Genomic DNA, 26,810 nt, shown 5'->3' with positions numbered 1-26,810 from the left:
CGGACCGAATTCTGATCGTTAACCAACGAGGCCCCCGGGTTCTCCGGGGGCCGTTTCGGTGGGCGATGCGGGACTCGAACCCACGACCTCTTCCGTGTGAAGGAAGCGCGCTACCAACTGCGCCAATCGCCCGAACCACACTCGAAAACCTCTCGACTGCGACATCTGATACTAGACCAGACCGGGGCCTGAGTGCACATCGAGGGGCCGCGACACGCGGCAATCGCTCGGTTTGAATTTGTCTCGCACTATCGGCTAGAGTCTTCAACGCACGCAGAAATGCGAGCAGTTGCGGATGTGGCGCAGTGGTAGCGCATCACCTTGCCAAGGTGAGGGTCGCGAGTTCGAATCTCGTCATCCGCTCGAATTGAATCGGCCGAAAGGCCGATTCTCTTTGGTAAACCCAGCACGGTTGTAGTGAATACGGCATCAAGCACGGTGGATTGGCCGAGAGGCGAGGCAGCGGCCTGCAAAGCCGTATACACGGGTTCGAATCCCGTATCCACCTCCAACCACAACAGTGTGCATTGTGCACTGCGAAGGATTTGGGCGATTGGCGCAGCGGTAGCGCGCTTCCCTGACACGGAAGAGGTCACTGGTTCGATCCCAGTATCGCCCACAGAGAAATGGCAGCACCACGCACGAGAAGCACCGAAGAAAACCCCCGATAAACTCGGGGGTTTTTTTGTTTTTCCGCGTAATTCCGCGGCACAGCGGCTCATTTCGACCGGCCAGGGCGCCCACGGGCGCGTGATGTGCACACGAGGTCCCCAGGATCGAGTAGAGTCTTCCAAGCACGCAGAAATGCGAGCAGTTGCGGATGTGGCGCAGTGGTAGCGCATCACCTTGCCAAGGTGAGGGTCGCGAGTTCGAATCTCGTCATCCGCTCGAAGCAAATCGGCCGAGAGGCCGATTTTCTTTGGGTATACAGGTAACAAAGAACACGGTGGATTGGCCGAGAGGCGAGGCAACGGCCTGCAAAGCCGTCTACACGGGTTCGAATCCCGTATCCACCTCCAGCCCGTGAGTACCATCCGCGGTCCTGGGCGATTGGCGCAGCGGTAGCGCGCTTCCCTGACACGGAAGAGGTCACTGGTTCGATCCCAGTATCGCCCACCAGATAGCACAAGAGGCAGCACAGCCAAGCGCTGTCGGCAGAGTCCACACGGGCATCGCCGGCAGCGCTTTTCTGTGCCCGGGGCCCGTCACTGAGCCCACCGGCGCCCGCTAAAGTTGAAGGGTTCGCAACTCAAGGGAGTAATACACGTGGTTGACGGTTTTGAGCTTTTCACCGACCGATCCGTTGTCGCCATGCGCGTCAACGGCGAGCTCAGGGACCTCGCCACTGCGGTGACCGAAACGGATGACGTCACCCCGGTGACCATCGACTCGCCCGACGGCCTCAGTATTCTGCGCCACTCGGCTGCTCACGTGCTCGCTCAGGCCGTGCAGACCGTGAACCCCGCGGCGCGCCTGGGAATCGGTCCGCCCGTCACCGACGGCTTCTACTACGACTTCGACGTGGCCGAACCGTTCACCCCCGAAGACATCAAGGCGCTCGAGAAGGCCATGGACCGCATCATCCGTCAGGGCCAGCGCTTCGTGCGCCGCGTCGTCACCGATGACGAGGCCCGCGCCGAACTCGCGGCAGAGCCGTACAAGCTGGAACTCATCGGCCTGAAGGGGGTCTCGACAGGCTCGTCCGACGAGGCAGGCACCCCGAACCAGGCCGACGAGTCCGTCGAGGTCGGCGGCGCGGAACTGACCATCTACGACAACGTCGACCCCAAGACCGGTGAGACCGTGTGGAAGGACCTCTGCCGCGGTCCGCACCTGCCCAACACCCGCATGATCGGCAACGGCTACTCGCTCACTCGCCTGGCCGCAGCGTATTGGCGCGGTTCGGAGAAGAACCCGCAGCTGCAGCGCATCTACGGCACCGCCTGGCCCACCAAGGACGAACTGCGCGCCTACAAGGCCCGCCTGGAAGAGGCCGCCAAGCGCGACCATCGCAAGCTCGGTCAGGAACTGGACCTGTTCTCCTTCCCCGAAGAGATCGGCTCGGGACTGGCCGTGTTCCACCCCAAGGGCGGCATCATCCGTTCGGAGATCGAGAACTTCATGCGCGAGCGCCTGCTCGCGAACGGCTACGACCTGGTCAACACCCCGCACATCACCAAGGGTCACCTGTTCGAGACCAGCCAGCACCTCAACTGGTACCGCGAGGGCATGTTCCCGCCCATGCACCTTGACGAAGAGGTCGACGCCGAGGGCCACGTCACCCGCCAGGGCCAGGACTACTACCTGAAGCCCATGAACTGCCCGATGCACAACCTCATCTTCAAGGCCCGCGGCCGCAGCTACCGCGAGCTTCCGTTACGCCTGGCGGAGTTCGGCACCGTCTACCGCTATGAGAAGAGCGGCACGCTGCAGGGCCTCACTCGCGTGCGCGGCCTCACCCAGGACGATGCGCACATCTACGTCACCCAGGACCAGGTCAAGGCCGAGGTCACCAGCCAGCTCGAGTTCGTCTTCGAGACCCTCCGTGGTTACGGCCTCACCGATTTCTACCTGGAACTGTCGACCCGCGATCCCAAGAAGTCCGTCGGTACCGACGAGCAGTGGGATGCCGCGACCGACACCCTCCGCCAGGTCGGCGAGGATTCGGGACTCGAACTCGTGGCGGATCCGGGTGGAGCGGCCTTTTATGGTCCGAAGATCTCGGTGCAGGCACGGGACGCCATCGGCCGCACCTGGCAGCTGTCGACGGTGCAACTCGACTTCAACCAGCCGGAACTGTTCGACCTGGAGTACACGGCGCCGGACGGCACCCGCCAGCAGCCGGTCATGATCCACCGCGCGCTGCTCGGGTCGATCGAGCGGTTCTTCGCCATCCTGCTCGAGCACTACGCCGGTGCGTTCCCGGTCTGGCTCTCGCCGGTGCAGGTCATCGGCATCCCAGTGTCCGAGCAGTACGAAGACTTCCTCTGGGAAGTCCTGGCCAAGCTCAAGACGGCGGGCGTCCGGGTCGAGCTCGACTCCTCCAGCGACCGGATGCAGAAGAAGATCCGCAACGCCACGCTGCAGAGGATCCCGTTCCAGCTCATCGTCGGCGAGGATGACCGCGCGAACGGCGCGGTCAGCTTCCGGTTCCGTGACGGAACCCAGGAAAACGGGGTTCCCGTCGACGACGCCATCCGCCGGATCATCGCGTCCATCACCACCCGCGCTCAGGTCAACGGCGCCGCCGACTTCGCCCAGGACGGTGCACCTGTCGCCCTGGTCGGTACGGCCGGCGCGGACCAGGCCTGACGATGACCGAAGCCACTCCGGCGGGTCCCGAGAAGGACGTGCCGCGAGACACGCCCTGGGACCGCCTGTCCGGCAGCCCGCAGGACGTCGCCGAGGGCATCCGGGTGGAGAATTCGGGCGACTTCGCCGCCGTTCCGGATGCCTTCCAGCGGCTGTGGACGCCGCACCGGATGGTCTACATCCAAGACGGCCAGCAGCCGCACCCCGACGACTGCCCGTTCTGCATCGCGCCGTCGATGGACGACGAGAAGGCTCTCATCGTGGCCCGCGGGAAGTACGCCTACGTGCTGCTGAACCTGTTCCCGTACAACAGCGGCCACCTGCTCGTCTGCCCCTACCGGCATGTTGCGACGTATGACGAAGCCACCCCGGAGGAAGTCGCCGAGATCGGTAGCCTGACCCAGGTGGCAATGCGGGTACTCAAGGCCACCTCGGGCTGCGACGGGTTCAACCTCGGAATGAACCAGGGCCGCATCGCGGGCGCCGGGATCGCCGAGCACCTGCACCAGCACATCGTGCCGCGCTGGGCGCTCGACTCGAACTTCTTCCCGATCATCGCCGGCACCAAGGCGATCCCGAAGCTGCTCGGCGAGGTGCGCCGCGAGGTCGCGGAGGGTTGGCCGGTTTCCACCGTCTGACCCCCGCTTTCCCACCTCGCTGGCACGGCTTGCAGTAACACCCGTCTCTTGACCCAGTTCTCATCACCCGTGCCCCTCGCCCCGACCAGCGGCACCAGACGCAAGGAATAGAATCGTAGCTATGACTGACACCACTTCCCCCGAGCAGGTCGACAGCGCCGCACAGTTCGGCTCGAGCCGCGTCAAGCGCGGACTCGCTGAGATGCTGAAGGGCGGCGTCATCATGGACGTCGTCAACGCCGAGCAGGCCCGCATCGCCGAAGACGCAGGCGCCGTCGCCGTCATGGCGCTCGAGCGCGTCCCGGCCGACATCCGCTCCCAGGGTGGTGTCGCCCGCATGAGCGACCCCGACCTGATCGACAGCATCCGCGCCGAGGTCTCCATCCCGGTCATGGCGAAGGCCCGCATCGGCCACTTCGTCGAAGCCCAGGTGCTGCAGGCCCTCGAGGTCGACTACATCGACGAGTCAGAGGTGCTGAGCCCCGCCGACTACGTCAACCACATCGACAAGTGGAACTTCACGATTCCGTTCGTCTGCGGTGCCACCAACCTGGGCGAGGCGCTGCGTCGCATCACCGAGGGCGCCGCGATGATCCGCTCCAAGGGCGAGGCCGGCACCGGCGACGTCTCTGAGGCCACCAAGCACATCCGCACCATCAAGGGCGAGATCGCCCGGCTGTCCTCGCTCACCAAGGACGAGCTGTACGTGGCCGCCAAGGACCTGCAGGCCCCGTACGAACTCGTCGCCGAGATCGCCGCGACCGCCAAGCTGCCCGTCGTGCTGTTCACCGCCGGCGGCGTGGCCACCCCGGCCGACGCGGCCATGATGATGCAGCTCGGCGCCGACGGCGTCTTCGTGGGTTCGGGCATCTTCAAGTCCGGCAACCCGCAGGAACGCGCCAACGCCATCGTCAAGGCCGTCGCCTTCTACGACGACGCCAAGATCATCGCGGATGTCTCGCGCGGCCTCGGCGAAGCGATGGTCGGCATCAACGTGTCTGACCTTGCCGCCCCGCACCGCCTTTCCGAGCGCGGCTGGTAACACCCGCTTCATGAGCGTTGGAGTACTCGCCCTTCAGGGCGACTTTCGCGAGCACGCCGACGTCCTGCGCTCGCTCGGCAGCGAGGTCACTCTCGTGCGCCGCCCGGAGGAACTGGCCAGCGTCACCGGCCTGGTGATCCCGGGCGGCGAGTCCAGCGTGATGGACAAGCTGACTCGCATGTTCGGCCTCGCCGACCCCCTGCGAGCGGCCGTCCAGGGCGGGATGCCGGTCTACGGCACCTGCGCGGGACTGATCATGCTGGCCGACACGGTGTTGGACGGGATTTCGGGCCAGCAGAGCATCGGCGGCCTGGACATCAGCGTGCGCCGCAACGCGTTCGGCTCGCAGACCGCCTCGTTCGAGACCGACCTGGAGGTGCCGGCCCTCGGCGAGGCCCCGGTGCACGCCGTCTTCATCCGCGCCCCGGTGGTCGAGACCGTCGGACCGCGCGCCACGGCGTTGGCCACGATCGCCGACGGTCGATGCGTGGCCGTCGAGCAGGGCAACCTGCTCGGCACGTCCTTCCACCCGGAGATCACGGGGGAGTACCGCTTCCACGAGTACTTCCTGCAGAAGGTGCGGACGGCCGGTTTCGGCGTCTAGCCCGGCTGCACCACGCAGTCCGGCACAATGGGGGCATGACCCAGGCCAGCCCATGAGATACGTCGCCCTGCTGCGCGGCATCAACGTCGGCGGCATTACCATCAAGATGGCCGACCTGGCCGACACCGTCAGCAGGCTCGGCCACAGCGGTGTCGCGACCATCCTGGCCAGCGGCAATGTGCTCTTCACGAGCGACGAGGCGGATGCCGCCGCCGTCAAGACGGGCTTGGAACGAGCCCTGTCCGAGCGATTCGGGTACACGGCGTTCGTGGTGCTCCTTCCCAGAGACGACCTCGTCGCAGCCGTCGCCGGCTACCCGTTCGACGACCGGGACGGCTGGCACTCGTACATCCTCTTCGGCTCAGACCCGGCCCGGCTCGACGAGCTCCTGGTCAGCGCGCCCCCGCTCGATCCGGCCGACGAGAGCGTTCAACCCGGCGACGGACTCCTGTACTGGCAGGTGCGTCGGGCTGTGGGCATCAAGAGCCCCTTCAGCGTCCTGGCTGCCAAACCCCGGTACAAATCCACCACCACGAACCGCAACCTGCGCACCCTGCACAAGATACTCGGCGTGCCCACCACCCGGTGAGCCGAAGGGCAGTCAGAGGGTGCCCGGGCTAGACTGAGAGCGCACTGAGCGGTCGGAACGGTCGCGGTGCCAGCAGACGACGCCCCAAGCGCGTCGCACGAGTTAGCGCAACGACAACGCAACGAAAATCGGGAGATTCATGTCCGGGCATTCCAAGTGGGCGACCACCAAGCACCAGAAGGCCGTCACCGACTCGCGTCGGGCGAAGGCTTTCGCCAAGCTGATCAAGAACATCGAGGTCGCCGCCCGTATGGGCGGAGCCGACCTCTCCGGCAACCCGACGCTCGTCGACGCCATCCAGAAGGCGAAGAAGACCTCGGTCCCCAACGACAACATCGACCGCGCCGTCAAGCGCGGCGCTGGGCTGTCCGGTGAAGCCGTCGACTACACCACCATCATGTATGAGGGCTACGCCGCCAACGGTGTCGCCATCATGATCGAGTGCCTCACCGACAACAAGAACCGTGCCGCGGCCGAGGTGCGCACCACGGTCAGCCGCAACGGCGGCAACATGGCCGACCCGGGCAGTGTCGCCTACAACTTCCACCGCAAGGGCATCGTCGTGGTGCCCAAGGGAGACGCAACCGAAGACGACGTTCTCGCTGCGGTGCTCGACGCCGGCGCGGAAGAGGTCGTCGACGACGGCGAGAAGTTCGAGGTCTTCAGCGAGGCGCACGATCTGGTCGCCACCCGCACCGCCCTGCAGACCGCTGGAATCGACTACGACTCCGCCGACATCGCCTTCGTCCCGCAGCTCAAGATCGAGGTCGACGCCGAGACCGCCCGCAAGGTGTTCAGGCTCATCGACGCACTCGAGGAACTCGACGACGTGCAGAACATCTACAGCAACTACGACGTCTCGGCCGAGGTCCAGGCCGAGCTCGAAGCAGACAGCGAATAGCCCACCGATGACGGTCAGGGTGCTGGGCATCGACCCGGGCCTGACCCGCTGCGGCGTCGGGATCGTCGACGTCGCAGCGAACCGTTCGGCGACCCTGGTCGACGTGCAGGTGCTCCGCAGCTCTCCCGACCTGCCCCTCGAACGCCGCCTGCTGCTGATCAGTGAGGGCCTCGAAGAGCTCCTCGACCGGCACCAACCGCACTTCGTGGCCATTGAGCGGGTCTTCGCGCAGCAGAACGTGAGCACGGTCATGGGCACCGCCCAAATCAGCGGAGTGGCCCTCATGCTCGCCGCCAAGCGCGGACTGACGGTGACCCTGCACACCCCGAGCGAGGTCAAGGCCGCGATCACCGGGTACGGCTCCGCGGACAAAAAACAGGTCGGCACCATGGTCGCCCGGGTGCTGGGCCTGGCCGAGATCCCGAAACCGGCGGATGCCGCCGACGCGCTCGCGCTGGCCATCTGCCACGCCTGGCGAACGGGCGCCGCCGGCGGTGTACTCCCCACCAGCGGTACGGTCGCAGCGGGCAACCGGTCCACGCCCGCGCTCAGTCCCGGCTCGCTCACTCCGGCGCAGAAGGCCTGGCGCGACGCCGAGCGCGGCAACGCGCCGGGGTCGGCGGCAGCAGTGTCTGCGGCGCACCGTAGGCTGGCTAGGTGATCTCTTCAGTGCGTGGCCCAGTCCTTTCAGCCCTGGGCTCAACCGTCGTGATCGAGGTCGGCGGAGTCGGACTCGCCGTGCAGGTCACGCCGTCCACGGCCCTGGCCGCGAGGATCGGCACCGAAACCCGCCTTGCCACCACCCTGATCGTTCGCGAAGACTCCTTGACCCTCTACGGCTTCCCCAGCGCCGAAGAACTCGCCGTGTTCGAGCTTCTCGTCGGCGTCACCGGCGTCGGTCCCAAGTCCGCGCTCGGCGTGCTCGCCGTGCTCACCCCCAACCAGATCGCACTCGCCGTCAATGCCGAGGATGATGCCGTGTTCCGCAAGGTCAGCGGGATCGGGCCGAAGACCGCCAAGCTCATAGTGCTGTCACTGGTCGGCAAGGTCGCCGTCACCAGCGCCGCCGTTGCCCCCGGACGCGCCGGCGTCGCCACGGCCACCGTCGGCGCCAGCGTGCAAGCAGCGCTGATCGGCCTCGGCTGGTCGGAGCGTGTCGCCGTCCAGGCCGTTGAGGAGATCCTCGCCGGCAGCACAGCCGAGTTCGACGCCGAGGAAGCCGGGGTCGGGGCCGTGCTCCGCCTGGCCTTGGCCCGGCTCGGTCCTGCCCAGCATTCGGGTGCCGCCAACGCCGCTGGGCGCAACTCATGACCCAGGATCCCGGCGTCGACCTGACCAACCCGGCCCTCGAGGGCGACGCGGAGCTGGCCTTCGAGGGCGCCCTGCGCCCCAAGAGCCTCACCGAGTTCGTCGGCCAGCAGAAGGTGCGCGGCCAGTTGCAGCTGCTGCTGACCGCGGCATCGATGCAGCAGCGCACCCCAGACCACATCCTGCTGGCCGGCCCGCCAGGCCTCGGCAAGACGACCCTCGCCATGATCATCGCCTACGAGGGCAATCGGCCGCTGCGCATGTCAAGCGGCCCCGCGATTCAGCACGCCGGTGACCTGGCCGCCGTGCTCTCCTCCCTCGTGCCCGGCGAGGTGCTCTTCATCGACGAGATCCACCGGATGGCTCGCTCCGCCGAAGAGATGCTCTACCTGGCGATGGAGGACTTCCGCATCGACATCATGGTCGGCAAGGGGGCCGGAGCCACCTCGGTACCGTTGGACCTGGCGCCGTTCACCCTGGTCGGGGCCACCACACGTTCCGGCATGCTGCCGAACCCGCTCCGCGACAGGTTCGGATTCACGGCCCACCTGGAGTTCTACGCCGACGCCGAACTCGAACTGGTGCTGGTGCGCGCCGCACGCCTCCTCGGACTGGTCATCGACCGGGAGGCCATCGCCGAGATCGCCGGCCGGTGCCGGGGGACCCCGCGAATCGCCAACCGGCTGTTGCGCCGGGTGCGCGACTACGCGCTCGTTCACGGCGGAGACGCCGACCTGGCGGCCGTGCACGCGGCGCTGGAACTCTACGACGTCGACGAAATCGGACTGGACCGGCTCGACCGCGAGGTCATGAACATCGTCCTCACCCGTTTTGGGGGTGGGCCGGTTGGGCTGAATACACTGGCCGTCTCGGTGGGGGAGGAACCCGAAACCATCGAATCGGTCGTCGAGCCCTTCCTGGTGCGGATAGGCTTCCTCACGCGTACCCCGCGCGGGCGGGTTGCCACTGCCGCAGCGTGGCGGCATTTCGGCTTGAGCAATCCTCAGGCTGCGCTCACCTTGGATGTTCTATAATTCAAGCTGGTCAGGCACGCACCTTCTGCCGGCTTCCCCCAGCCACTCCCACAAAAAACTTCGTCGCGACACCACGCTCGCACGGGAAGGTTTCACAGTTCTATGGATCCGTTGACTCTAGTCATGCTCGCCGTTTTGGCGTTGCTTGTGTTCTTCATGTTTCGCAACGGCCGCAAGCGCCAGAAGGACACCTTGGCCCTGCAGTCGAAGATGGTCGCCGGAGCAGACGTGATGACCAACTTCGGCCTCTACGGCACCATTGTGTCGATCGATGAGGAAGAGAACAAGGTCGCCCTCGAGATCGCACCCGGCACCATCGTGCAGATCCACCGCCAGACGATCGCCCGCGTCGTCGAGCCCACCGTTGCCGGCGATGACGTCGTCCTCGACCAGACCGTTGACACCGACGCGGGCACGCCCGCCGTTGCCGGCGAGCCCGAGTACGGCCAGCGCACCGAATTCAAGCCGACGACCGACGAGGTCGCGCCCGACACCGACACCGAACCCAAAAAGGGCGACGCGTAACACACCCACTCCGGCTGCGCGGCTTCGGTCGCGCAGCACGAGCAAAAGAAAGCTGAGTTCAATAGGTGGCTAAGTCGTCTCCGACCAAGAAGGCCTGGCGCTCCCTGACCTGGCTTGGCGTGATCATCGTCGGTCTCATCGCTCTGAACGGAGCCGGCGTTCTCACCGGCGGCGGTTCGTGGACGCCGAAGCTGGCGCTCGACCTCGAGGGTGGCACCCAGATCATCCTGGCGCCCAAGCTCGAGTCCGGCCAGACGGTTTCGTCTGAACAGCTCAACCAGGCGGTGTCGATCATCCGGCAGCGGATCGACTCCGCCGGAGTCTCCGAGTCGGAGATCAACACCCAGGGTGGACAGAACATCGTCGTCTCCATTCCCGGAACGCCTGACGACGCCACCCTGAACCGCATCGAGTCGTCGGCAAAGCTCGAGTTCCGACCGGTCCTGGTTGCGTCAGCGCCCACTGAAGACAGTGTCGGCACAGACGGTTCAACCGACGGGGCCACCGACCCGGCGACGGATGCCGCGGCAGATCCGGCCGCCGAGACCCCGGCCGCCGAGACCCCGGCCGCCGAGACTCCGGCCGCTGAGACTCCGGCCGTCGCGCCCACCGACGCCAGCGACCTGAACAACATCACCCCCGACCTGCAGGCGCAGTTCGATTCCTTCCAGTGCAGCGACATCGACACCAGCAATGTGGCACCGGCCGATCAGCCGCTGATCACCTGCGAGAGCGATGGTTCGATCAAGTACATCCTCGGCCCGGTCGAGGTGAGCGGCGAGAACATCTCCGACGCCACCAATGGGCAGGTCACCACGCAGAGCGGTGCAACCACCGGCGAATGGGCCGTCAACATCGTCTTCGACCGCACCGGCACCGCGTCGTTCGCCGACGTGACGACTCGGCTGAGCGGCCTCCAGGGCGCGCAGAACCAGTTCGCCATCGTGCTGGACGGCAGCGTCATCTCCGCTCCGCGCACGCTGGCCGTGATCACCGACGGCAAGCCCCAGATCACCGGCTCGTTCGACCAGGACACCTCCAAGGCCCTCGCCGACCAGCTCAAGTTCGGCGCCCTGCCGATCAGCTTCACCGTGCAGAGCCAGGACACCATCTCGGCAACCCTCGGTTCGACCCAGCTGCAGAGCGGCCTCATCGCGGGCCTGATCGGCCTGATCCTGGTCGTGCTCTACTCCCTCATCCAGTACCGCCTCCTCGGGCTGGTCACTGTCGCGTCGCTCATCGTGGCTGGCGTGATCACCTACCTGCTGATCACTCTGCTGTCCTGGCGGGAGGGCTACCGCCTCTCCCTGGCCGGTGTGGCCGGTCTCATCGTGGCCATCGGTATCACCGCTGACTCGTTCATCGTCTACTTCGAGCGGGTGCGCGACGAGCTCCGCGACGGCAGGGGACTGGTGTCCTCTGTCGAATCCGGCTGGCGCCGCGCGATCCGCACCATCATCGCCTCCGACACCGTCAACTTCCTCGCCGCCGCGGTTCTGTTCATCCTGGCCGTCGGTAACGTGCGCGGTTTCGCCCTGACCCTGGGACTGACCACCCTGGTCGACCTCTTAGTCGTGGCGATGTTCACCCATCCGATGCTGCAGCTGCTCGCCCGCACCAAGTTCTTCGGCGACGGGCACAAGCTCAGCGGACTCGACCCGCGGGCACTCGGCGCCGTCTACCGCGGACGCGCCCGGTTCCAGCCCTCCGTGGAGGTGGCGTCACGCAAGTCACCGTCCTCCAGCAAGGAGGCCGCAAAGCGCCAGACCATCGCCGAACGCAAGGCGGCTGAGCTCGTCGGTTCCGGCTCCAGTAAGTCGACCGATGGGAAGGATTCCTAATGGCCAGCTTCAACCAGTTCGGCAACGATCTGCACACCGGCAAGCTCTCGTACAACATCGTCGGTCGGCGTAAGGTCTGGTACTCGGTCGCCGCGGTCATGATCCTGATCGCGATCCTCGGTCCGGTCCTCCGCGGTGGGTTCACCTTCGGCATCGAGTTCACCGGCGGCTCCGAGTTCGTCCTCTCCGAGATCTCCACCAAGGACCAGGACGCGGCATCCACCGCGGTCACCGAGGTGGTGCCCGAAGCAGTGCCCAAGGTGTCCGTCGTCGGCAGCGACAGCATCCGCGTGCAGACCGACCAGCTCAGCGACACCGAGAGCCGGGAAGTACGCGCCGCTCTCGCCACCGCCTACAGCGTCGACGCGGCGCAGGTAACGTCCTCGTTCATCGGCCCGTCCTGGGGCCAGGACATCACCGGCTCCGCCATCCGCGCTCTGCTCACCTTCCTGGTGCTCGCCGGCGCGGTGATGGCCCTGTACTTCCGCACCTGGAAAATGGCCGCCGCCGCCATGGTCGCCCTGCTGCACGACCTCGTCATCACCGCGGGCTTCTACGGCATCACCGGCTTCGAGATCACTCCGGCGGCCGTGATCGGCTTCCTCACGATCCTGGGCTACTCGCTGTACGACACCGTTGTGGTGTTCGACAAGATCCGCGAGAACACGACCGAAGACGGGCCAGAATCCCGGCGCACGTTCGCTGACTCGGTCAACCTCGCGGTCAACCAGACCCTGGTGCGCTCGATCAACACCTCGATCGTCGCGGTCCTTCCGGTCGCCTCGATCCTCGTCATCGGTGCGTTCGTGCTGGGTGCGGGAACCCTGCAGGACATCTCGCTGGCCCTGCTGATCGGAATGATCGTGGGTACATACTCCACGATCTTCATCGCCGCCCCGCTCTACGCTCAGCTGCGCGAGAACGAGCCGGAGATCCGCAAGCGCGACAAGAAGGCCCTGGCCCTGCGGGCCAAGGCCACCGCCACCTCGTCGGTCGCCGGCACGGATGCGGCCCGCGCGGACGTTCCCGCGTGAGCCGGTCCGCCCGCCGGGAATATCCGACAGCGTGCCCCGGTCTACCGTTTATCCGTTAGTACAGGGATAATTGGCGCCAGGGAGTGAGGTAACGAGATGACAGAAACCACCACGCCATCCGCCGCGTCACTGCGTCGTCTGGTGCCCCGCATTTTCTCCAGGGCGCAGCCCGTCGGTGCCGTCGACACGCTGCTGAAGACGGTGCGCACGCACCATCCCAAGGTGGATCTGTCGATCATCGAACGGGCGTACGCGGCCGCTGAGCGGGCCCACGAGGGCCAGAAACGCCGCAGCGGCGAGCCGTATATCACCCATCCCGTGGCGGTCGCCCAGATCCTGGCCGACCTCGGGATCGGTCCCAAGACCGTCGCAGCTGCCCTGTTGCACGACACCGTCGAGGACACCGACTACACCCTCGACCAGTTACGCGCCGACTTCGGCGACGAGATCACCATGCTCGTGGACGGCGTCACCAAGCTCGACAAGGTGAAGTACGGTGACAGCACTCAGGCCGAGACTGTCCGCAAGATGATCGTCGCGATGTCCAAGGACATCCGGGTGCTGATCATCAAACTGGCCGACCGTCTGCACAATGCCCGCACCTGGGGCTTCGTGCCGGCCGAGTCCGCGACCCGCAAGGCTACCGAAACCCTCGAGATCTACGCCCCGCTGGCCCACCGCCTGGGAATCCAGACCATCAAGTGGGAACTCGAGGACCTCTCTTTCGGGGTGCTCTACCCGAAGCTGTACGCCGAGATCGAGAGCCTCGTCAAGCAGCGCACCCCGCAGCGCGAAGAATTCGTACAGTACGTCATCGACGCGATCAACGACGATCTCAAGGCCGCGCGCATCCGCGGCAAGGTGGCCGGACGGCCCAAGCAGTACTACTCGATCTACCAGAAGATGGTCGTGCGCGGCCGCGAGTTCGACGAGATCTACGACCTCGTCGGCATCCGGGTCCTGGTGAACTCGGTGCGGGACTGTTACGCGGTCCTCGGCGCCATCCACGCGCGGTGGACCCCGCTGCCCGGTCGCTTCAAGGACTACATCGCCACCCCCAAATTCAACCTGTACCAGTCGCTGCACACCACCGTGCTCGGCCCGAGTGGCCGCCCGGTCGAGATCCAGATCCGTACCCAGGAGATGCACGAGCGTGCCGAGTACGGCGTCGCCTCGCACTGGAAGTACAAGGAACAGGTCAACGGCAAGAGCTCCGGCCCCGGCCCACAGAGCGACACCGATATGGCCTGGCTGGCACATATCTCCGATTGGCAGGCCGAAACGGCCGACCCCAACGAGTTCCTCGACTCCCTGCGCTACGAGATCGGCGCCAAGGAGGTCTACGTCTTCACGCCCAAGGGCCGCGTGATCGGCCTGCCCGCCGACGCGACCCCAGTGGACTTCGCCTACGCCGTGCACACCGAGGTGGGCCACCGCACCATGGGCGCCAAGGTCAACGGACGGCTCGTACCGCTGGAGAGCTCGCTCAGCACCGGCGACGTCGTGGAGGTCTTCACCTCCAAGAACCCGGACTCGGGTCCGAGCCAGGACTGGCTGAACTTCGTCAAGAGCCCCAGGGCGCGCAACAAGATTCGCCAGTGGTTCACCAAGGAACGCCGCGACGAGGCCATCGAACAGGGCCGCGACGCCATCGCCAGGGCCATGCGCAAGCAGAACCTGCCGCTGCAGAAGCTGATGAACCAGGACTCCTTCGCCGAGGTCGCCGCCGTGATGCGCTACGAAGACGTCTCGGCGCTCTACGCTGCCGTCGGTGAAGGCCACGTGTCGACGCAGTCCGTGCTGGAGAAGGTCGTCGCCACGCTGCAGAGCGTGGAGGAGAGCGACGCAACGGACCTGCCGTTCACCCCCAACGGCCGTACCCAGACGCTGCGCAACAACGACTCCGGGATCCTGGTGCGCGGCGCCCCCGACATCCTCGTCAAGCTGGCACGCTGCTGCACACCGGTTCCCGGCGACAAGATCGTGGGCTTCATCACCCGCGGTTCCGGTGTGTCTGTGCACCAGTTCGACTGCCACAACGTGCAGGAACTGCTCAAGGAACCCGAGCGGATGATCGACGTCGACTGGGCGCCGACCTCGAAGAGCCTGTTCCTCGTGCAAATCCAGATCGAGGCCCTCGACCGTTCCGGCTTGCTCTCGGATGTCACCAGAGTGTTGTCGGAACACCACGTGAACATCCTCTCGGCGACGGTGCACACCTCCAGCGATCGGCTGGCGATCAGCCGGTTCGTGTTCGAGATGGGCGACACAACCCACCTCGACAGGGTGCTGAATGCGGTGCGCCGCATCGACGCCGTGTACGACGTCTACAGGGTCAGCGACGGCTGAGGTTCAGCCGGCGCGCTTCCCGTAGCTGGGCGGCCGCTCTGCGGCTGAACGAGATTCCTCGTTGACCGGTGAGCGTCTGTTCGTCGGCGTGCAGATCGATTGGTCCGTCATAGGCCAGCAACGCCGCCAGCAGCGCCGTGTCTGCGCGGCACCCGGGTGAGCGGCCCCAACGGGCAAGGTCGATAGCTGTCCGCAGGGGAGTGGTGACGAGTTGTCGACCCAGCACCCTCGTATCGTGGCGGCCTAGACGGACCTCGCGGAGCTGTGTTGTCGTCTCGGCAGGCTTGCGGGCCCGCGCGGTCATGTCGATGCAGAACTGATGGGGGTCAGGTTCAGCGGCCAGGCCATAGATCCAGGCGGCGCTCATCCGCTCGGCGGCGGCCCGGCTCGGCGAGACTGAGGTGAGCGCCTCGCCCCGGGTCTCCGGGCCGTCGGGAGCGTCGACCGGACACCACGCCCCGGCTAGCCGGAACAGCTCACCGTCGAGGCGGGCACAGTTCAGTTCGGCGAGCGGAAGGTCGGCCGGGGTGAGCGCGGCAGGAAGCAGGGGAGTCATGATTCCAGCCTGCGGAGTCGCCGGCGGACGCCGAAACGGGACCGGGAATCTGTGGACAGATTCCCGATCCCGTTTCGGGTGTGGGCAGTTACTCCCGCGCAGCGAGTCGTTACTGGCCGATGGCCTTCAGCCAGGCCTTGCGGGTCTCGAGCGCTTCGGTCGCGTCCTTGATCTTGCGGGCGTCCTTGGTCTCCTGCGCGGCGGCCAGCTCGGCCTCGAGCTTGGCGATCGCGTCGTGCAGCTGACCGGCGAGGCCTTCGGCGCGGGCCTTGGTCTCGGGGTTGTTTCGCTTCCAGTGGTCGTCGTCGAGCTTCCGCACGGCCGCTTCCACCTTGCGCATGCGCTCCTCGACGGGCTTGACCTGGTCGCGGGGGACCTTGCCTGCGGCGTCCCAGCGGCGCTGCACCGAGCTGAGCACTTCGCGGGCCTTGACCCGGTCGGTCTCGGTGAGCAGGGTTTCGGCCTCGGTGAGCAGGTCGAGCTTGACGACCAGGTTGGCGGAGAACTCTTCGTTGTCCTGCGCGTCGATCTCGCTCTTCACCGAGTAGAGCACGTCGCCGGCGGCCTTGAACTTGGCCCACATGGCGTCGTCCTGCTTCTTGCCGGAGCGGCCGGCGGCCTTCCAGTCCTCGAGCAGGTTGCGGTAGGCGGGGATGCCGTCGGCACCCTGGGGTGCCAGCGCCTCGGCCTTCTCGATGAGCTGCTGCTTGCGGTTCCGCACATCCTTGTGAGCGCTGTCGAGCTCGGCGAAGAACGCCTTGCGGTTCTGCTCAATGGTGGTGCGAGCGGCACGGAATCGCTTCCAGAGCTCGTTCGCCTCGCCCTTGGGGATACGCGGTGCGTCGTGCTGGTGGGCCTGCCACTTGGCGAACAGCGCGTCGAGTGCAGCGCTGGTCTGCTTCCACTGCGTCTTGGCCGGGTCTTCGGCGGCGAGGCGTTCGGCCTCTTCAACGATGGCAGCGCGCTCCGCGACGGCCGCAGCGCTGGCGGCCTTGGCCTCGACACCCTGCTGCTCGGTGAGCTCGGTGACCGTGCCACCCAGAGCGCCGAGGCGCTCGGCGAGGGCGGCGAGGTTGCCGACGGCGTTTGCCGTTGCGACCGACTTCGACAGGTTCGCGACCGACTTGGCGATATCCGCGGCCGGCGCTCCTCCCTTCGCGCGCTGTTCGAGCAGGGTGACCTGTCCGTTCAGCTCCACGTACTTGCGTTCGAAGTAGGCGAGTGCCTCTTCAGGCGTCGCGTCGGGATACTGGCCGACGGCACGTTCGCCGTCTGCTTCGCGCACGTAAACCGTGCCGGTTTCGTCTACGCGACCCCATGGTTGCTGATCTGTCGTAGTCAAGAGCCTCACCTTAATGATCTGGTTGATTCCCCGTGCAGTGAAGTACTGCAGCGGGCGAATCCCTGAACGAGCCAGTACTGGCACAAGCCAATACGCGCACAAGCTTATTGCAAGCGTGCCCGTCGTTCGGCGGAAACGACCGAACTGGTCATTCCGAGCAGGTTTCTACCGTGGTTACTGAACGGTAAAAGAGGTGATGGTGGTCGGAACCACGGGAGCGCCGTCCGCCGAGCCGTCCTCGACCCCGGCCTCGGCGATCTGGCTGACGAGCTGGTCCAGTCCGGAGGTGACAGTGCCGATGACCGAGTACCCGGAACCGTCCGCTCCAGCGGGAATTTCCGTATCGCCGTAGACGATGAAGAACTGGCTGCCCATGCTGTACGGATCGCTGGACCTCGCCATGGCGATGGTGCCTGCCGGATAGACGTTGTCGGCCGGAGCATTCTCGACCGGGCCGTAGTAGTAATTGGGCCCACCGGTTCCGTCGCCGGTGGGGTCACCGCACTGCAATACCGAAAAGCCTTCGCCCGTGGTCAGGCGGTGGCAGGTGACGTCATCGTAGAAACCGGATCCGGCGAGGCTGATGGTCGAGGAAACCGCTTGCGGCGCCGCCGCGCCGTCGAGGGAGACGCCGAGTGCGATGTCGTTGAGGGTGAGCGTGCCGGTCCAGGTTCGTCCCTCGGCCAGATCGCTCGAGGGAACGTCGCCCGCATTCGCGCCGGGGGTCGGAGTCACCGAGTCTGAGGGCGCGGCCGTGGGCGTCGCGGAAGTCGGAGCGCTGGGTTCAGGAGTGCCGGGGCCGCCGCCGAAGTAGAACACCTGGGCGCCGACCAGCACGATGAGAGCGACCACGAGCACGCTGCCGGCCACGATGTTGTCGCGCACGCGCCGCTTGACCTGGTGCTCGTTCACGGCCTTCCGGGCCTGGTAGGCGCGAGCGCGGCCGCGGGCCTCGCGTTCCTGCTTGGTGTTAGGTGCCACGGGAATCCTCCAGGTGCCGCCTGCGGCGGGAAATCGGGCGTGTCGGGCAACACGGCCCGGGTCACTGTGAACTCTACGCATGCGGGGGCGGCGGCGAAAATTGGCGTCGGCGGCACAAACTACGCTGGACGCATGTCTTCCGTCCAACCAGGCCTCCGTACCGGCGCGACGCCGCTCGCGGTGCGCATGCGCCCCAAGAGTCTGGCCGAGGTTGCCGGGCAGCGTCACCTGCTGACCCCGGGGTCGCCGCTGGTCAGCCTGGCCAACGACAAGACGGGGGAGCAGGGCTCGGTCTCCGTCATCCTCTGGGGCCCTCCGGGAACCGGCAAGACCACCCTGGCTCAGACCATCGCGCACAGTTCCGGACGCCGCTTCGTTGAGCTCTCCGCCGTCTCCGCCGGCGTGCGAGACGTGCGCCAGGTGATGGACGAGGCCCGCACGAGCCGGGACCTCTACGGGCTGTCCACCGTGCTGTTCCTCGACGAGATCCACCGGTTCAGCAAGGCGCAGCAGGACGCCCTGTTGCCGGGAGTGGAGAACGGCATCATCATCCTCGTGGCCGCCACGACCGAGAACCCGTCCTTCTCGGTGATCTCGCCGCTGCTGTCCAGGTCACTACTGCTCACGCTGGAGACCCTCAGCGACGACGACCTCGGTACCGTCGTGGACCGCGCCGTCACCGACGCGCGGGGCCTGGCCGATAGGTTCGTGCTCGACCCTGAGGCCCGCGGGGCGATCATCCGGCTTGCGTCCGGCGACGCCCGCCGGGCGCTCACGGCGCTCGAGGCCGCATCGGTGTCGGCCGCGACCACGGAGACCGCTGACGGCGACAAGCCCGTCATCACGACCGAGATCGTGTCGCTCGCGGTCGACCGGGCGCTGCTGCGCTACGACCGCAACGGTGACGAACATTACGACGTGATCAGTGCCTTCATCAAGTCGGTACGCGGGTCGGATGTCGACGCGTCCCTGCACTACCTGGCCCGGATGATCGAGGCCGGGGAGGATCCCCGTTTCATCTGCCGTCGGATCATCGTGCTCGCCTCCGAAGACATCGGCATGGCCGACCCGCAGTCGCTGGTCATCGCGATAGCCGCCGCCGACGCCGTGCAGTACATCGGCATGCCGGAAGGCCGCATCCCCCTGGCCCAGGCCGTGGTGCACCTGGCCTGCGCACCCAAGTCCAATGCCGCCTACATGGCCCTCGACGCCGCCATCGCCGACGTGCGCAACGGCAACACCGGCCGGGTGCCCAAGCACCTTCGTGACGCACACTACCCGGGGGCCAAACGCCTCGGCCACGGCAAGGGTTACAAGTACCCGCACGACGATGCGCTCGGCGTTCTCGCGCAGGACTATCTGCCCACCGAACTGCGCCGGAAGCAGTACTACACACCCACCGAACACGGCAATGAACGTGACGTCTCCGCGCGCCTGGCCAAGCTCCGCAAGATCATCCGCGGCCAGTAGACCGGGGCGTGTCGAAAGCCAGGCCACGGGGGCACCCGTGTGCTAGCCTTGACCTCGCCTACAACTGGTTTTGTCATGCGGCTGCGTACAAACCTAAGTTGGAGTGGATTCGCCCTGTAGCCGGGCGGCCCGTGGCACCCACCCCTCTGATCTCCCATGACGCCTCGTGCTGCCGTTCGCGGCCGGCCCGGCGCCCTGGTATCCATTTTTCAGATCCATCCGAAAGGACACTGTGTCTACCAAGTCACGTACCCGTAGCAAGACCCGCCTCTCGCGGGCCCTGGGCATCGCCCTGACCCCGAAGGCCGCCAAGTACCTCGAGAAGCGTCCCTACGCTCCGGGCGAGCACGGCCGCACCAAGCGCAAGACCGATTCGGACTACGCCGTGCGTCTGCGCGAAAAGCAGCGCTTACGTGCCCAGTACGGCATCCGCGAAGCCCAGCTCAAGATCGCCTTCGAAGAAGCGCGTCGCCGCCAGGGCCTGACCGGTGAAAACCTCGTCGAGATCCTCGAGACCCGTCTCGACGCCCTCCTCGTGCGTTCGGCCATCGCCCGCACCACCGCCCAGGCCCGTCAGATGGTTGTGCACCGCCACATCCTCGTCGACGGCCAGCTGGTCGACCGTCCCTCCTTCCGCGTGAAGCCGGGTCAGCTCATCCACGTCAAGGCCAAGAGCGAGGGCACCGAGCCCTTCCAGGTTGCCGCGGCCGGCGGTCACGTCGACCTGCTGCCCAAGCTCCCGCCGTACCTCGAGGTCGAACTCGACAAGCTGCAGGCCCGCCTCGTTCGCGCCCCGAAGCGCATCGAGATCCCCGTGACCTGTGAAGTCCAGCTCGTCGTTGAGTACTACGCAGCACGTTAGTCACTCCCGGCGCGTCTCGATTCGCCGGAACTGAACTACGCTTGAGGGCGGATCACCTAGGTGATCCGCCCTTTTGCGTGCTGTGCCGAATCGAAATGGATGGTGCCGAATGACTGGTGGAGATATCGCCGGCCTGATTGCCGCTGGCGTTTTCGCTGTTCTGGTGGCGTTCCTCGCCATCCCGTTGATCAAGCTGGGCCGGGTGTTCGACGAGACCACTCTCGCCATCCGTGACCTCAGCCACAACGTGACCCCGCTGCTCGAGGAGACGACGAGCACCGTCGCCCAGACCAACCACCAGCTGGCCACGATCGACACCATCACCACGAACGTGGCCGAGGTCACCGGAAACGTGTCCGCCATGGTCGCGCTGTTCGCGGCCACCGTCGGCGGCCCCCTGATCAAGCTCGCCGGATTCTCCGCCGGTGTCAGGGCGGCCTTCAGGGCCGCCAAGCCCCGTCGAGGCACGAAGTAAGTCCACTACGCTGGAAAGCAGCCTGTCAGGACCTCGGCCCGTTGGACCAGCGGGTGCCCCGGCCCACAGCCACCCATTCCTCAAACTCAGGGAGCACATGCCATGAAGAATTTCATCTGGTTAGTCGTCGGCGTCGGAATCGGATTTGTTGCCGCCCACGAGGTGAACAAGACCCAGCAGGGCAAGCGGTTCTTCACCGATCTTGACGCCAAGACCCGCGAATTCGGCGAGGCCATCTCCGAGGGCTACCGCAAACGCGAAGCCGAACTGCACGCCGCACTCGGCGAGGCAGAAGAGACCATCGAAGAGCTGTCAAAGCCCTAAACCACTTCCCTTCCCACCGCAATTCCCCCGGTCGGATTACCGATCCAGTAACAGTACGGACCCCATGCAGACTGCCGACATTCGCGGGCGCTGGCTCGACTTCTTCGCCGACCGTGGACACACTGTTGTCCCGTCGGCGTCGCTCGTGAGCGATGACCCCTCCCTCCTCTTCACCGTGGCCGGCATGGTGCCGTTCGTGCCCTACCTCACCGGTCTGGTACCCGCCCCGTTCCCCAGGGCCACCAGCGTGCAGAAGTGCATCCGCACCAACGACATCGAAGAGGTCGGCAAGACGCCCAGGCACGGCACCTTCTTCCAGATGAGCGGCAACTTCTCTTTCGGCGACTACTTCAAGGAGCAGGCGATCAGCTACGCCTGGGAGCTGCTCACCTCGAGCGAGGCCGACGGCGGCTACGGCTTCGCCGAGAAGGACCTCTGGGTCACGGTCTACGAGAACGACGACGAGGCCTTCGGCTACTGGCGCGCGCTCGGCCTGCCGGAGAACCGCATCCAGCGGCTCGGTATGGACACCAACTACTGGTCCACCGGCCAGCCCGGCCCCGCCGGCCCGTGCAGTGAGATCTTCTTCGACCGCGGCCCCGCCTTCGGCATCGACGGCGGTCCCGCCACCGACGACGACCGCTACGTGGAGATCTGGAACCTGGTCTTCATGCAGTACCTTCGCGGAGAGGGCACCGGCAAGAACGACTTCCAGATCCTCGGCGACCTGCCCAAGAAGAACATCGACACCGGCATGGGCCTGGAGCGCGTCGCGTTCCTCAAGCAGGGCGTGCAGAACATGTACGAGATCGACCAGGTGCGCCCGGTCCTCGACCGTGCCGCGGCCCTCTCCGGCCGCCGCTACGGCGCCGACCACGAGGACGACGTGCGGATGCGCATCGTCGCCGACCACGTGCGGTCCTCCCTGATGCTGATGAGCGACGGTGTCATGCCGTCCAATGAGGGCCGCGGCTACATCCTGCGCCGCCTGATGCGTCGCAGCGTTCGGGCAATGCGCCTGCTCGGGGTGGACGCCGCCTCGTTCACCGAGCTGTTCCCGGCCTCCCGCGACGCCATGAGCGCCGCGTACCCCGAGGTCGCCACCGACTACGACCGGATCAGCCAGGCCGCATACGCCGAGGAAGAGACCTTCCTGCGCACCCTCGCCAGCGGCTCGAGCGTGCTCGACCTCGCCGTGGCCAAAACAAAGAGTGCCCAGAAGGCGGAACTGCCCGGCGACACCGCGTTCCTGCTGCACGACACCTACGGGTTCCCGATCGAGATCACCCTGGAAATGGCCGAAGAGGCCGGCCTCAGCGTCAACCGTGAGGCTTTCGACACCCTGATGGCGAAGCAGCGCGCCATGGCCAAGGCCGACGCCAAGGCCAAGAAGACGCACCTGGCCGACCTGTCGGTCTACAGCGCCTTCCGCGCACACGGCGAGACCGTGTTCACCGGCTACGACATGCTGCAGACCGAATCCAGCATTCTGGGCCTGATCGTCGACGGCGCGTCGGTGAATCGTGCTGTCGCCGGCGACATCGCCGAGGTCATCCTCGCCGAGACGGCCCTCTACGCCGAATCCGGCGGCCAGGAGGCCGACGCCGGCCTCATCGTGGGCCCCGGCTACGAACTCGAGGTTCTCGACGTGCAGAAGCCCGTCAAGGGCCTGATCAGCCACAAGGTGCAGGTCACCAGCGGCGAGGTCGGTGTGGGCGACCCCGCGACCAGCGTCGTCGATCCCGATTGGCGCCGCGGCGCCCGCCAGGCGCACTCCGGTACCCACATCCTGCACGCGGCGCTCCGCCAGGTGCTCGGCCCGAACGCACACCAGTCCGGTTCCTACAACAAGGCCGGCTTCTTCCGCCTGGACTTCTCCTGGAACCAGGCCCTGTCGCCGGCGACACGCAGCGAGATCGAGGAGATCTCCAACAACGCCATCCGCGACAACCTCGAGGTGAGCACCCGAGAACTGCCGCTGACCGAGGCCAAGGCGCTCGGCGCGATGGCGCTGTTCGGCGAGAAGTACGGCGAGACCGTGCGGGTGGTCGACATCGGCGGCCCGTGGTCGCGCGAACTCTGCGCGGGCACCCACGTGGCCTCCAGCGCTGAGATCGGCATGATCAACCTCGTCAGTGAGGCCTCGGTCGGCTCAACCAACCGCCGTGTCGAGTCGCTCGTCGGGCTCGAGGCGTTCCGCGACCTCGCCGCCGAGCGGGCCATCGTTTCCCAGCTCACCAGCAACCTCAAGACGCCGCGTGAGCAGCTTCCCGCCAAGATCATGGATCTCATGCAGAGCCTGAAGGCGGCCGAGAAGAAGATCGCCTCGTTTGAAGCCCGTGCACTCAGCGACCGGGTGCCCGCCCTCGTGGCCCAGGCCACCAGGATCGGCGACCTCACCGTGGTGGCCGAAGACCTCGGCACCTTGAACTCCGCCGACGACGTGCGGATGCTCGTCACCGGCACCCGGGAACGGCTGGGCAATGACCCCGCCGTCGTCGCCCTCGCGGCGACCGTGGGCGACAAGCCCGTCGTGATCGTGGCGACCAACGCTGCGGCTCGTGACGCCGGCCAGAAGGCCGGTGCGCTGGCCAAGCAGCTCGCCGGCATCCTCGGCGGCGGCGGCGGCGGCAAGGACGACCTGGCCCAGGGCGGCGGCACGAAGGTGGAGTTGATCCCCGAGGCGCTCAGCACGCTGCGTACGCTGGTGGCCCGCTAAACCATGCGATCGGGCGTGCGAGTGGGAATCGATGTCGGCACTGTGCGGATCGGCGTTGCCCGCAGCGATTTCCACGGCATGCTCGCCACCCCGGTGGAGACCGTGCCACGGGACAAGGGCGCTGCCGACCTGGGTAGGATCGCCGGGATCGTCACCGAGCTGGATGCCGTCGAAGTGATCGTCGGGTTGCCCCTGGCGCTGTCCGGGCGGCACACCGCGTCGACCGATGATGCCGTCTCCTTCGCCGAAACTCTCGCCGCGACGGTGTCGGTGCCGGTTCGGCTCGTCGACGAGCGACTGTCGACGGTGTCGGCTCAGGCCGCCCTGCGAACCGTCGGCCGCAGCACCCGCACGCAGCGTCCAGTGGTCGATCAGGTGGCCGCGACTATTATTCTGCAGCATGCTCTCGATACCGAACGTGCCTCGGGCAAACCAGCCGGCACGTCCGTTGACCTGACCGGAAGGCCGTAACCGTGGCGAAAAGTCCGCCGGAAAACCCCGACCCGAACCCTTCGGGCGGCACTGGCGACACGCCGCTGCCCTCCCGCCGGGCCCTGCGGGAAGCCCAGGCGGCCCGCGAGGCCCGGGCGGCGCCGAAGGATGCGGGCCCGGCTGCTTCTGAACCGGCAGCGCCGCCGGCACCTCTGTCGTATTGGACCGCACCCGTCCAGCCCGACCCTGACGAGCAGCCTGCCCCAGAGGAGCCCGCCGCGGTGAGCGCCAGCGACCACAATCCCTTCGCGGGGCTCGGGTTCGGCACTGCGCCCGACCCGGCCCCCGCATCCGACGGTCAGCTGACGGGCGCCCCGGATGTCCCGGCGCAGGCCGGACGCCCCGGCTCCCGGGCGAATCGACGCGCCCGGCTTGCCGACCACCCGACGCTGGTGGAGAAGAAGTCGCGCAAGGGCGGCTGGGGCTGCCTGGTCGTCATCCTCGTCCTCGTTGCCCTGATGGGCGCCGCTGCCCTGGCCCTGCAGGGGCCGATCAGCCAGCTCGTCGCCGCCACGCAGGCTCCCGAGGACTACGAGGGCTCCGGCAGCGGTGAGGTGCTCGTCATGATCCACGACGGCGACACCGGTTCCGATATCGCCAACACCCTGGTGGACCAGGATGTGGTGAAGAGCTATGACGCCTTCTACGACCTGTTGCTGGCCCAGTCGACCGACCCGGTCTTCCAGCCCGGCGCCTACCAGCTGGCCTCGCAGATGAGCGCCCAGGCCGCACTCGAGGCCCTGCAGGACCCGGACAGCCGCCAGGATCTCACCGTGGTGATCCCTGAGGGAACCGCTGCCGTCGACGTGCTCACCTCGATGTCAGAGGGTACCGACATCCCCCTCGAGGACCTGCAGGCAGCGGCCGCCGACCTGTCCGGGTTCGGGCTCCCTGCCGAGGCCACCAGCCTCGAGGGTTTCCTCTTTCCGGCCACGTACACATTCCAGCCGGCGACGAGCGCCCACGACGCACTCAAGACCCTCGTCGACCGCCAGTTCGAGGCCCTCGACACTGCCGGAGTCGCCCCGGCCGATCGGTGGAAGACCATCGTGATGGCGTCGCTGATCCAGCGTGAGGCCGGTCTGAAGGACGACTACTACAAGGTCGCCCGGGTGTTCTACAACCGGCTCGACCCTGCGCAGTGGGACACCGGGCTGCTGCAGTCCGATGCCACCGTCGCCTACGGCACCGGAAAGACGCACCTGGTCACGACGACCGACGCCGAGCGGGCGGACGTAGACAACGCCTACAACACCTACGTGCATCCCGGTCTGCCGGTCGGACCGATCAGCAATCCCGGCGATCTGGCCATTGATGCGGCCCTGCACCCCGCAGACGGAACCTGGCTATTCTTCGTGACGTGGAACCTGGATACCGGCGAGACCATCTTCTCAACGACCGTGGACGAACACGACGCCGGCGTCGCCAAGTGGCTGGACTGGATGGATGAGCACCCCGAATATGGTTGATCCGACGCAAGCCTCAGTCAGCACGCCGCCGCGGCGCCGGTTGGCGGTGCTCGGTTCGCCCATCGCGCACTCACTGTCGCCGGCCCTGCACGCTGCCGCCTATCGGGTGCTCGGCCTGAACTGGGAATACACGGCGGTCCAGATCGGCGAGGGTGAGCTCGACGGCTTCGTGGACGGCCTCGCCCCGGAGTGGCTGGGGCTGTCCTTGACCATGCCGCTCAAGCACGAGATCCAGCCGCGCCTGGACACCCTGGACCGTGTCGCGACCCTGACCGGAGCCGTGAACACTGTGCGGTTCGGCGACGCACCGGTGGGGGAGCGCGACGACAGCACGGCGGTGACCGCGCCACGGCCGTTCTTCGGCTACAACACCGACGTAGCCGGGCTGGTGCGTGCCCTGGCCGAGGCCGGCATGGACCGGGCCACCCACGTCACCCTGCTCGGGGCCGGCGCGACCGCGGCATCCGCCCTCGTCGCCGCCGCCGAACTCGGCGCCGAAACCGTGCAGATCATCGCCCGCACGCCGGGCCGGGCCGACCCGCTCCTGGACCTCGGCCGCAAGCTCGGGCTCGTCGTCGAGGTAGCGGGCCTGCCGGCCATGGCCGCCGCCGATCGCGTCAGTGACCTGGTGATCAGCACCATGCCCGGCGATGCCGCGCTGCAGTACGAGTTCCCGGCGGCGCTGCGGGCGAACACCCTGCTCTTCGACGTGGGCTACGCGCCCTGGCCCACCGCCCTGGCCCGCTCCTGGGTGGCTGGCGGCGGCCGAGCCCTGTCCGGCCGCACCATGCTGCTGCACCAGGCCGTCGTTCAGATCAGGATCTTCCTGGCCAACGACCCTTTCCTGCCGCTCCCCGACGAAGAGGCCGTGCTGGAGGCCATGCGTGTCGCACTGGACGCCGCCGACGGGACGGCGCCCGGCCGCGCTGTGGAAGGATAGGGA

At 66.8% G+C, this 26,810-nt stretch carries 24 protein-coding genes and 7 tRNA genes; 27 read left to right on the top strand and 4 right to left on the bottom strand.

Annotated elements, in window-relative coordinates; all coding sequences use genetic code 11:
- Window positions 1-59: 59 nt before the first annotated feature.
- Window positions 60-132: transfer RNA gene (locus RCH12_RS01305), tRNA-Val, on the bottom strand.
- 159 nt (window positions 133-291) lie between these two features.
- Here RCH12_RS01305 and RCH12_RS01300 point away from each other — a divergent pair.
- From RCH12_RS01300 to RCH12_RS01210, 19 genes are all read left to right on the top strand, one after another.
- Window positions 292-363 (top strand) — tRNA-Gly (locus RCH12_RS01300).
- A 74-nt stretch (window positions 364-437) separates the two neighbouring features.
- Window positions 438-511, top strand: a tRNA-Cys gene (locus tag RCH12_RS01295).
- Window positions 512-547: 36 nt separating this feature from the next.
- A tRNA-Val gene (locus RCH12_RS01290) sits at window positions 548-619 on the top strand.
- Between the two features lie 197 nt (window positions 620-816).
- Window positions 817-888: transfer RNA gene (locus RCH12_RS01285), tRNA-Gly, on the top strand.
- A gap of 57 nt (window positions 889-945) precedes the next feature.
- Window positions 946-1,019: transfer RNA gene (locus RCH12_RS01280), tRNA-Cys, on the top strand.
- 25 nt (window positions 1,020-1,044) lie between these two features.
- Window positions 1,045-1,119 (top strand) — tRNA-Val (locus tag RCH12_RS01275).
- A 147-nt stretch (window positions 1,120-1,266) separates the two neighbouring features.
- Window positions 1,267-3,312, top strand: coding sequence for a threonine--tRNA ligase (gene thrS / locus RCH12_RS01270; protein ID WP_442784541.1), 2,046 nt, complete (start codon window positions 1,267-1,269; stop codon window positions 3,310-3,312).
- Between the two features lie 2 nt (window positions 3,313-3,314).
- The gene (locus RCH12_RS01265; RefSeq protein ID WP_103431922.1) at window positions 3,315-3,950 is read left to right on the top strand and encodes an HIT family protein; all 636 of its coding nucleotides are present in this window, start codon (window positions 3,315-3,317) and stop codon (window positions 3,948-3,950) included.
- Window positions 3,951-4,071: 121 nt separating this feature from the next.
- Window positions 4,072-4,992, top strand: a complete 921-nt coding sequence (gene pdxS / locus RCH12_RS01260) for a pyridoxal 5'-phosphate synthase lyase subunit PdxS (RefSeq protein WP_327015809.1) — start codon at window positions 4,072-4,074, stop codon at window positions 4,990-4,992.
- A complete protein-coding gene (gene pdxT / locus RCH12_RS01255; protein WP_442784544.1) occupies window positions 4,949-5,596 on the top strand; it encodes a pyridoxal 5'-phosphate synthase glutaminase subunit PdxT in 648 nt (215 codons plus the stop codon). The genes pdxS and pdxT overlap by 44 nt, the downstream gene beginning before the upstream one ends.
- Before the next feature lie 52 nt (window positions 5,597-5,648).
- Window positions 5,649-6,185 (top strand): DUF1697 domain-containing protein, encoded by a 537-nt coding sequence (locus RCH12_RS01250; protein ID WP_103431920.1) that lies wholly within the window; start codon window positions 5,649-5,651, stop codon window positions 6,183-6,185.
- Between the two features lie 139 nt (window positions 6,186-6,324).
- Entirely contained in the window at window positions 6,325-7,086 is a 762-nt protein-coding gene (locus RCH12_RS01245; RefSeq protein ID WP_327015807.1) for a YebC/PmpR family DNA-binding transcriptional regulator, read from the top strand.
- 7 nt (window positions 7,087-7,093) lie between these two features.
- Entirely contained in the window at window positions 7,094-7,747 is a 654-nt protein-coding gene (ruvC, locus tag RCH12_RS01240) for a crossover junction endodeoxyribonuclease RuvC (RefSeq protein ID WP_088456318.1), read from the top strand.
- A complete protein-coding gene (gene ruvA, locus RCH12_RS01235) occupies window positions 7,744-8,397 on the top strand; it encodes a Holliday junction branch migration protein RuvA (protein WP_103431918.1) in 654 nt (217 codons plus the stop codon). The genes ruvC and ruvA overlap by 4 nt, the downstream gene beginning before the upstream one ends.
- Window positions 8,394-9,428: a Holliday junction branch migration DNA helicase RuvB gene (gene ruvB / locus RCH12_RS01230; protein ID WP_103431917.1), complete on the top strand. Its 1,035-nt coding sequence runs from the start codon at window positions 8,394-8,396 to the stop codon at window positions 9,426-9,428. Before ruvA ends, ruvB begins: the two co-directional genes overlap by 4 nt.
- 123 nt (window positions 9,429-9,551) lie before the next feature.
- Window positions 9,552-9,953: a preprotein translocase subunit YajC gene (gene yajC / locus RCH12_RS01225; protein ID WP_327015806.1), complete on the top strand. Its 402-nt coding sequence runs from the start codon at window positions 9,552-9,554 to the stop codon at window positions 9,951-9,953.
- Window positions 9,954-10,018: 65 nt separating this feature from the next.
- Window positions 10,019-11,794 (top strand): protein translocase subunit SecD, encoded by a 1,776-nt coding sequence (gene secD / locus RCH12_RS01220; protein ID WP_327015805.1) that lies wholly within the window; start codon window positions 10,019-10,021, stop codon window positions 11,792-11,794.
- The gene (gene secF / locus RCH12_RS01215; protein WP_327015804.1) at window positions 11,794-12,828 is read left to right on the top strand and encodes a protein translocase subunit SecF; all 1,035 of its coding nucleotides are present in this window, start codon (window positions 11,794-11,796) and stop codon (window positions 12,826-12,828) included. The genes secD and secF overlap by 1 nt, the downstream gene beginning before the upstream one ends.
- 96 nt (window positions 12,829-12,924) lie before the next feature.
- On the top strand, window positions 12,925-15,177 hold the full coding sequence (locus tag RCH12_RS01210; RefSeq protein ID WP_088456312.1) for a RelA/SpoT family protein: 2,253 nt from the start codon (window positions 12,925-12,927) through the stop codon (window positions 15,175-15,177).
- Here the strand turns inward: RCH12_RS01210 and RCH12_RS01205 are convergent.
- The 3 genes from RCH12_RS01205 to RCH12_RS01195 form a co-directional block, all read right to left on the bottom strand.
- On the bottom strand, window positions 15,164-15,733 hold the full coding sequence (locus RCH12_RS01205) for a hypothetical protein (RefSeq protein ID WP_327015803.1): 570 nt from the start codon (window positions 15,731-15,733) through the stop codon (window positions 15,164-15,166). The genes RCH12_RS01210 and RCH12_RS01205 overlap by 14 nt on opposite strands.
- 109 nt (window positions 15,734-15,842) lie before the next feature.
- The gene (locus RCH12_RS01200) at window positions 15,843-17,075 is read right to left on the bottom strand and encodes a DUF349 domain-containing protein (RefSeq protein ID WP_327015802.1); all 1,233 of its coding nucleotides are present in this window, start codon (window positions 17,073-17,075) and stop codon (window positions 15,843-15,845) included.
- Window positions 17,076-17,249: 174 nt separating this feature from the next.
- Window positions 17,250-18,056: a peptidylprolyl isomerase gene (locus RCH12_RS01195; protein WP_327015801.1), complete on the bottom strand. Its 807-nt coding sequence runs from the start codon at window positions 18,054-18,056 to the stop codon at window positions 17,250-17,252.
- A gap of 132 nt (window positions 18,057-18,188) precedes the next feature.
- On the opposite strand from RCH12_RS01195, the gene RCH12_RS01190 reads away from it, so the two are divergent.
- From RCH12_RS01190 to RCH12_RS01155, 8 genes are all read left to right on the top strand, one after another.
- Window positions 18,189-19,526 carry a replication-associated recombination protein A gene (locus RCH12_RS01190; RefSeq protein WP_103431910.1) on the top strand — a complete coding sequence of 446 codons (1,338 nt, stop codon included), beginning with the start codon at window positions 18,189-18,191 and terminating at the stop codon, window positions 19,524-19,526.
- Between the two features lie 232 nt (window positions 19,527-19,758).
- Window positions 19,759-20,388: a 30S ribosomal protein S4 gene (gene rpsD / locus RCH12_RS01185; RefSeq protein WP_088456307.1), complete on the top strand. Its 630-nt coding sequence runs from the start codon at window positions 19,759-19,761 to the stop codon at window positions 20,386-20,388.
- Window positions 20,389-20,497: 109 nt separating this feature from the next.
- Window positions 20,498-20,863, top strand: coding sequence for a DUF948 domain-containing protein (locus tag RCH12_RS01180; protein ID WP_103431909.1), 366 nt, complete (start codon window positions 20,498-20,500; stop codon window positions 20,861-20,863).
- Between the two features lie 102 nt (window positions 20,864-20,965).
- The gene (locus tag RCH12_RS01175) at window positions 20,966-21,187 is read left to right on the top strand and encodes a hypothetical protein (RefSeq protein ID WP_088456305.1); all 222 of its coding nucleotides are present in this window, start codon (window positions 20,966-20,968) and stop codon (window positions 21,185-21,187) included.
- Between the two features lie 64 nt (window positions 21,188-21,251).
- Window positions 21,252-23,906, top strand: a complete 2,655-nt coding sequence (gene alaS, locus RCH12_RS01170; RefSeq protein WP_327015800.1) for an alanine--tRNA ligase — start codon at window positions 21,252-21,254, stop codon at window positions 23,904-23,906.
- A 3-nt stretch (window positions 23,907-23,909) separates the two neighbouring features.
- Complete coding sequence (gene ruvX / locus RCH12_RS01165; RefSeq protein ID WP_207795526.1) at window positions 23,910-24,377, top strand: Holliday junction resolvase RuvX; 468 nt, start codon at window positions 23,910-23,912, stop codon at window positions 24,375-24,377.
- A 2-nt stretch (window positions 24,378-24,379) separates the two neighbouring features.
- Window positions 24,380-25,867, top strand: a complete 1,488-nt coding sequence (mltG, locus tag RCH12_RS01160) for an endolytic transglycosylase MltG (RefSeq protein WP_327015799.1) — start codon at window positions 24,380-24,382, stop codon at window positions 25,865-25,867.
- Complete coding sequence (locus tag RCH12_RS01155) at window positions 25,845-26,807, top strand: shikimate dehydrogenase family protein (protein ID WP_327015798.1); 963 nt, start codon at window positions 25,845-25,847, stop codon at window positions 26,805-26,807. The genes mltG and RCH12_RS01155 overlap by 23 nt, the downstream gene beginning before the upstream one ends.
- The last annotated feature ends 3 nt before the right edge of the window (window positions 26,808-26,810 follow it).

Source organism: Cryobacterium sp. MP_3.1 (genome assembly GCF_035984795.1).
Lineage (GTDB): Bacteria > Actinomycetota > Actinomycetes > Actinomycetales > Microbacteriaceae > Cryobacterium > Cryobacterium zongtaii.
The sequence above is the reverse complement of the archived record's forward strand: the minus strand, read 5'-3'. Positions and strand labels throughout refer to the sequence as shown.

Coding starts and splice junctions, on each gene's coding strand:
- RCH12_RS01245 (WP_327015807.1), top strand. CDS start 6,325: ATGTCCGGGCATTCCAAGTGGGCGACCACCAAGCACCAGAAGGCCGTC.
- RCH12_RS01205 (WP_327015803.1), bottom strand. CDS start 15,733: ATGACTCCCCTGCTTCCTGCCGCGCTCACCCCGGCCGACCTTCCGCTC.
- RCH12_RS01250 (WP_103431920.1), top strand. CDS start 5,649: ATGAGATACGTCGCCCTGCTGCGCGGCATCAACGTCGGCGGCATTACC.
- secF (WP_327015804.1), top strand. CDS start 11,794: ATGGCCAGCTTCAACCAGTTCGGCAACGATCTGCACACCGGCAAGCTC.
- ruvC (WP_088456318.1), top strand. CDS start 7,094: ATGACGGTCAGGGTGCTGGGCATCGACCCGGGCCTGACCCGCTGCGGC.
- RCH12_RS01190 (WP_103431910.1), top strand. CDS start 18,189: ATGTCTTCCGTCCAACCAGGCCTCCGTACCGGCGCGACGCCGCTCGCG.
- pdxS (WP_327015809.1), top strand. CDS start 4,072: ATGACTGACACCACTTCCCCCGAGCAGGTCGACAGCGCCGCACAGTTC.
- RCH12_RS01175 (WP_088456305.1), top strand. CDS start 20,966: ATGAAGAATTTCATCTGGTTAGTCGTCGGCGTCGGAATCGGATTTGTT.
- RCH12_RS01155 (WP_327015798.1), top strand. CDS start 25,845: ATGAGCACCCCGAATATGGTTGATCCGACGCAAGCCTCAGTCAGCACG.
- alaS (WP_327015800.1), top strand. CDS start 21,252: ATGCAGACTGCCGACATTCGCGGGCGCTGGCTCGACTTCTTCGCCGAC.
- RCH12_RS01210 (WP_088456312.1), top strand. CDS start 12,925: ATGACAGAAACCACCACGCCATCCGCCGCGTCACTGCGTCGTCTGGTG.
- ruvB (WP_103431917.1), top strand. CDS start 8,394: ATGACCCAGGATCCCGGCGTCGACCTGACCAACCCGGCCCTCGAGGGC.
- ruvX (WP_207795526.1), top strand. CDS start 23,910: ATGCGATCGGGCGTGCGAGTGGGAATCGATGTCGGCACTGTGCGGATC.
- RCH12_RS01180 (WP_103431909.1), top strand. CDS start 20,498: ATGACTGGTGGAGATATCGCCGGCCTGATTGCCGCTGGCGTTTTCGCT.
- RCH12_RS01265 (WP_103431922.1), top strand. CDS start 3,315: ATGACCGAAGCCACTCCGGCGGGTCCCGAGAAGGACGTGCCGCGAGAC.
- yajC (WP_327015806.1), top strand. CDS start 9,552: ATGCTCGCCGTTTTGGCGTTGCTTGTGTTCTTCATGTTTCGCAACGGC.